This window comes from Frankia sp. CoBUL1, assembly GCF_978021245.1.
On record NZ_CDXDOS010000262.1, the window covers coordinates 1 to 4,565 of the forward strand.

4 protein-coding genes and 1 tRNA gene are annotated in these 4,565 nt (G+C 67.1%); 1 reads left to right on the top strand and 4 read right to left on the bottom strand.

The window, feature by feature from the left end:
- Window positions 1-9: 9 nt before the first annotated feature.
- The 3 genes from AC08OX_RS15195 to AC08OX_RS15205 all read right to left on the bottom strand — a co-directional run bounded on the left by AC08OX_RS15195 (window position 10) and on the right by AC08OX_RS15205 (window position 1,746).
- A complete protein-coding gene (locus AC08OX_RS15195; RefSeq protein ID WP_476608411.1) occupies window positions 10-678 on the bottom strand; it encodes an IS630 family transposase in 669 nt (222 codons plus the stop codon).
- 672 nt (window positions 679-1,350) lie between these two features.
- Window positions 1,351-1,426, bottom strand: a tRNA-Arg gene (locus AC08OX_RS15200).
- 188 nt (window positions 1,427-1,614) lie between these two features.
- Window positions 1,615-1,746: a hypothetical protein gene (locus AC08OX_RS15205; protein ID WP_476608412.1), complete on the bottom strand. Its 132-nt coding sequence runs from the start codon at window positions 1,744-1,746 to the stop codon at window positions 1,615-1,617.
- 337 nt (window positions 1,747-2,083) lie between these two features.
- Here AC08OX_RS15205 and AC08OX_RS15210 point away from each other — a divergent pair, with 337 nt between their 5' ends.
- Entirely contained in the window at window positions 2,084-3,487 is a 1,404-nt protein-coding gene (locus tag AC08OX_RS15210; RefSeq protein WP_476608413.1) for an MFS transporter, read from the top strand.
- Between the two features lie 71 nt (window positions 3,488-3,558).
- Here the strand turns inward: AC08OX_RS15210 and AC08OX_RS15215 are convergent, their stop codons facing one another.
- Window positions 3,559-4,359, bottom strand: coding sequence for an AfsR/SARP family transcriptional regulator (locus tag AC08OX_RS15215; protein ID WP_476608414.1), 801 nt, complete (start codon window positions 4,357-4,359; stop codon window positions 3,559-3,561).
- Between the last annotated feature and the right edge of the window lie 206 nt (window positions 4,360-4,565).

Consider the following 4,565-nt stretch of genomic DNA (forward strand, 5'->3'; position numbering starts at 1 on the left):
AGCAAGTACTCACCCAGCTACACACTCGCCGCTTGATCTCACCTGGGGAGAACTGCACCCAACCGATTTCCGGTCTCCTGTTCGGCTGATCACCGGGGTTTCACCGACGGGAGCCCAAGTCGCGCCGCCGTGGTGATCGGTGCGGACCGAGGCCTCGTCCCCGAAGTAGACTGTGGCTCCGACCTGCCTCGCCTCAGCACGGATCTTCGGGAACTGTTCGGTCTTCCAGCGCATCACCTTTGCTTCGTCGCGCTGGGTCGCCTGCGTGGTGGGCCGTTGCGGGGACATTCCCCAGCGCCGCAGCATCCTTCCGACCGCCTGTTCAGTGATACTGATTCCGAACAGCCGTGCGATGAGGTCTCGTACAAGCCAGCGGGTCCACAGTTGGAAGTCGAACTGCATCTGGTCCGGGGTTTTGGTGCAGAGGATCGTGTAGATTTGGTCGGCCTGCTGGTCCGTCATTTTCTTTGGCCTTCCAGGAATCGGCTTGGCTCGCAGCGCCTCAATCCCGCCGTCGCGGTACTGCTGCGCCCACGAGAACACCGCCGCCCGGCTGAAGCCCAGTGCTTTTGCCAACTCGTCGGCGTTGGCGCCGTCGTCAACAATCTGGCGCGCCACGCGAATCCTGATTGTTTCCAGTGTTCCGTGGTCAATTTTCCGACCGTCGGGCTTCCGCATGCAATGATTAAATCATGCCGAGTTGCACTTTGTCCAGATACTTTCATTCCCCTTAGTACTACCAGGGCGTTCACCTCACCGAGGACGACCAAGACCATATCCGGGACGGCCTGCGTGCCGAGCTGGATCATCAGCACCAGCGCTCCGAGCCGGAGATCCAGTGGGCCAAGCGGCGCGTCACCGAGCTGGCCGAGGAGCGCCGGAGGCTGGCGCGGGGTGTGGTGTCCGGGGCCATCCCGGAAGACCTGGGCCGGGAGGAACAGGAGCGGATCGCCACTGAGCTGAAGAACGCGAAAGCCGTGCTGGGCGCGGCCCAGATGATCTTTGGGCGGATCGCCGACACCCTGAACTTGGCTCTGATGCTGGTGGGCCGCTGCGGCGAGGTCTACCAACTGGGCGGTCCGCAGGTCCGCCGCCTGAGCAACCAGGCCTTCTTTACCAAGATTCTCGTTGACATGGAAGACGATCTACCAACCGTGACAGGTGTCCAGCTACGGGAGCCGTTCGCGGCCCTGGCGGGCCGAGCCTTCCCACGGGCGGTCAGCCCCGAAGCCGTCAGGGACGCGGCGGCCACGGGTAGCGGGGAGCCGGAACCGCCAGACACGAACAACGGCCATGATCTCGTTCCCGTGGGGGATCTTGATCTTGGCCGTGGTTCGAAAGTGATCTATTTGGTGCGCTCGGAGGGACTCGAACCCCCAACCTTCTGATCCGTAGTCAGATGCTCTGTCCGTTGAGCTACGAGCGCGATCTGCCGCCGTGGTGGCCGGCGGTGCCAGCTTACAGCACCCGACGGGTGGCACCGATCCCCCGAGGGGGATGTAGCTGTCCGTAGTTCATCCTGTGCTTCTTGTGTGGACGGATGTGGGGTTCATCGTCGAATCGGCAGCTGCGGCACCGGCAGGAGGAGTTGCCGGTGGGGCGCGCGGCGGACGGTCAACCGCTGACCGTCCGCCGCGGCGGGAGGCGGCGCAGTACGACCTCCCTGAGCCGGCGATCCTCCACCTCGGCGGGCAGTTCGAGTGCCCGCACCGGGAGGTGCGTGTCCGAGAGCATGACCAGACGCACCCCGCCAGTATCCGACGCGACGGCCGCGGGAGCGCCATCGTGCCCGATCGGGCGGGCACGTTCGCGCCCGCTGCCGAGAGGTCCTCATGGTCGAGAGGTCCTCATAGTGACATCGGGATGTCATCGGGTGTCGTCGATCATAATTGGATTTATGCAACTTAATTATATTTTATGTATCGTAATTAGATCTGTCGAAACATAATTGGATGCCGCCAGAGCGTTGTTCGATCTTATCGGGTATCGTCGCATGGAGTAATGATGCGTAACGATCCGGGGCGCAGGGTAATTCTCCTCGCGGCGTGCGCATCATGAAGATCGACGGCTGGAGATCATCCTGATGGGTCCGGGCGGCGTGCGCCGCGCGACTCGGAGCCAGCCCTTCGATGCCCAAGTACTGTTCCGTGCCCGGGCGGCGACGATGAGCTCGCTGTTCCTGCTGGCTCTGCTGCTTGCGAGCTGGGCGCCGCGTATACCGCAAATCAAGGAGGGGCTCGAACTCGGCGACGGGCAGCTCGGTCTGACCCTGCTCGGCGCCCCGATCGGGGCGGTTCTGACACTGTGGCTGATCGGTCTGGCGGTCACCCGCTACGGCAGCATCACCATGGTGCGAGCAGGTTTGCCCGCCTATTGCGCCACCGGTCTTCTGGTCCCACTCGTCGAGGGACCTTGGTCTCTGTTCGCCCTGCTCGCCCTGTGGGGGGCGACCAGCAGCTGCCTCGACATCTCCCTGAACACCCAGGCCGTGGGGATTGAGCGCTGCTACCAGCGGCCGATCATGACCTCCGCCCATGCGGCGTGGACGGCGGGTGCCCTGTCCGGGGCCGGGATCGGTTCGGCGGCGGCCGCTCTGAGTGTCCCGGTCGGCGTGCAGTTCGCGGTGCTCGGCGGGTTGGGTCTCGCTGCCGCCCTACCCTCCACGGCCTGGATGCTGCCCGACGGCGCTGCACCGGAAGTCGCGCTGGAGGACGGACCTGAACGTGGTCATGACCGTGAACGGGGCCACGAACGTGCGGATGGGGAGGGACGTGCGGACGGGGACGGAGGAGACGGCTGGGACGGGGACAGCGACAGAGCGATGCCCCGGGGTCCCGTCGGCACCGGCAGCCGTGCCAGGCCGTTCGTCGCACTGTGCGTCATCGCCTTCGGTAGTTTCCTCTGCGAAGGTGTGGCAGCGGACTGGAGCGCCGTCTACCTCACCGATGTGGCCGGAGCGGCCGTCGGAATCGCGGGTATCGGCTTTGTGGCCTTCACCTCCTGCATGTTCGTCGTGCGCCTGTTCGGGGACCGCGCCATGGCACGGTTCGGCCCGACCCGAACGGTCCGCGGCCTCGCCGTGACCGCGATGGTGGGATTCGCGCTCATGCTTGCGCTCGGTTCCTCGGCGTTCGGCACGGTCGGGGGAATCGTCGGATTCGGAACGCTCGGCGTCGGCACCGCCTGCGTGCTGCCCGCGGTGTTCTCCGCGACGGGGCGGCTTGGATCTTCGACGGGCAGCTCCATCGCCGTGGTCGGCACGGTCGGGTATGTCGGATGGTTGTGCGGGCCGGCTCTCATCGGTGGGCTCGCCGAGCTGGCGGGCCTGCAGTTCGCCATGGTCGTCGTGTTCGTCCTGCTCGTTGCGATCACGGTTTGCGCGTCGGCGCTGCGCGGTCCCGATTCTCCTGCTGCGGCTGCCGAGTTCACTGCGGACCCCGGTACCTCGGAGATCTCCGGGGTACCCAAGATCCCCGAGGTCGGCTAGCGTCACCGGCGACCAGCGACCAGCCATCAGGCCGGGTCCTCTGCCGGCTGCCCCGGGAGCGGAAACGGGCACTACCGCCGGCCGCGACGGAATCCGGGCAGCAGGGTCTGCACCAGTGCGTCCGTCTCGGCCTCGGCCCGCCCGCCGCGACGCACCCCGCCGACACCGATAGTTCGGTACATCTCCGTTGCCACAGCCTGCAGAGTCCGGCGATCACCCCGTGCGGCGACCGTGCGCAGCAGGTCCCGCCAGAGCACTTCGGAGGTCGGCACGGCCCGTAGCCCGGTGCGGCAGGCCGCCAGCGCCGTCATCGTGTCACCGAAGTCCAACGTCAGCTGGGCGAGGCGATGCGCCACGTCGACCACGCCCGCCCGGGTGCTTCGGGCGATTGGCCCGGTGGTCGCCCAGCGGTACCGCCCGGCAGGCAGATCCGTCCACAGGGGACCGCTGACCATCCGCAGGGCTGTCGTCAGATCCGCCTCGGCGTCGCTGCCCGGCAGACCGGCCCGGTGGGTGTAGGCCACGAAGAGTTCCCAGTCGCAGCGCACATCCGGACTCAGCCACCACCGGCCATCCGGGCCGATCATGATCCGAGGCAAGCCGCTGGCATCGGTCCCCAGCCACTGGCGCGCTTCGGTCAACGCGGCGTCGGCGATCTCCTCCGTGGTGTCGGATGGCCAGATCTCCTCGGCGAGGAGCCGACTGCCCACGCCTTCCCGGTGCAGCGCGAGGTAGACGATGACCTCGGTCAACAGGTCGATGCGCTCGGCGGGTGGTCGCCCGGGACCCTCGACGGTGGGCAGTCCGAGAATCCGGACCTGCGCCTCGGCGGGCGCGGTGGGATCGGCGGGCGGCGTGGTTTCGAGTGGCACACGCTGTGGCGCCGCCCCGGACGTCCCCATCGGGGGCCGTGAAACGCCGACATCCGGGACGGTGGTATCTCCGTCGGCGTAGCGCGCCCGAGCAGTCTGAGGCGGTGCACGGTGCGCGTCCGCCGCCAGCCGTTCGTTCGGAGGCGGGATCGGCGGCCGGGGTGGGATCGCGGTCCGGTACCCGGTGGTTGGCGGCGGACGCGCAC

Excerpts from the sequence above, each read along its gene's own strand:
- AC08OX_RS15195 (WP_476608411.1), bottom strand. The coding sequence starts at position 678 with ATGCGGAAGCCCGACGGTCGGAAAATTGACCACGGAACACTGGAAACA.
- AC08OX_RS15210 (WP_476608413.1), top strand. The coding sequence starts at position 2,084 with ATGGGTCCGGGCGGCGTGCGCCGCGCGACTCGGAGCCAGCCCTTCGAT.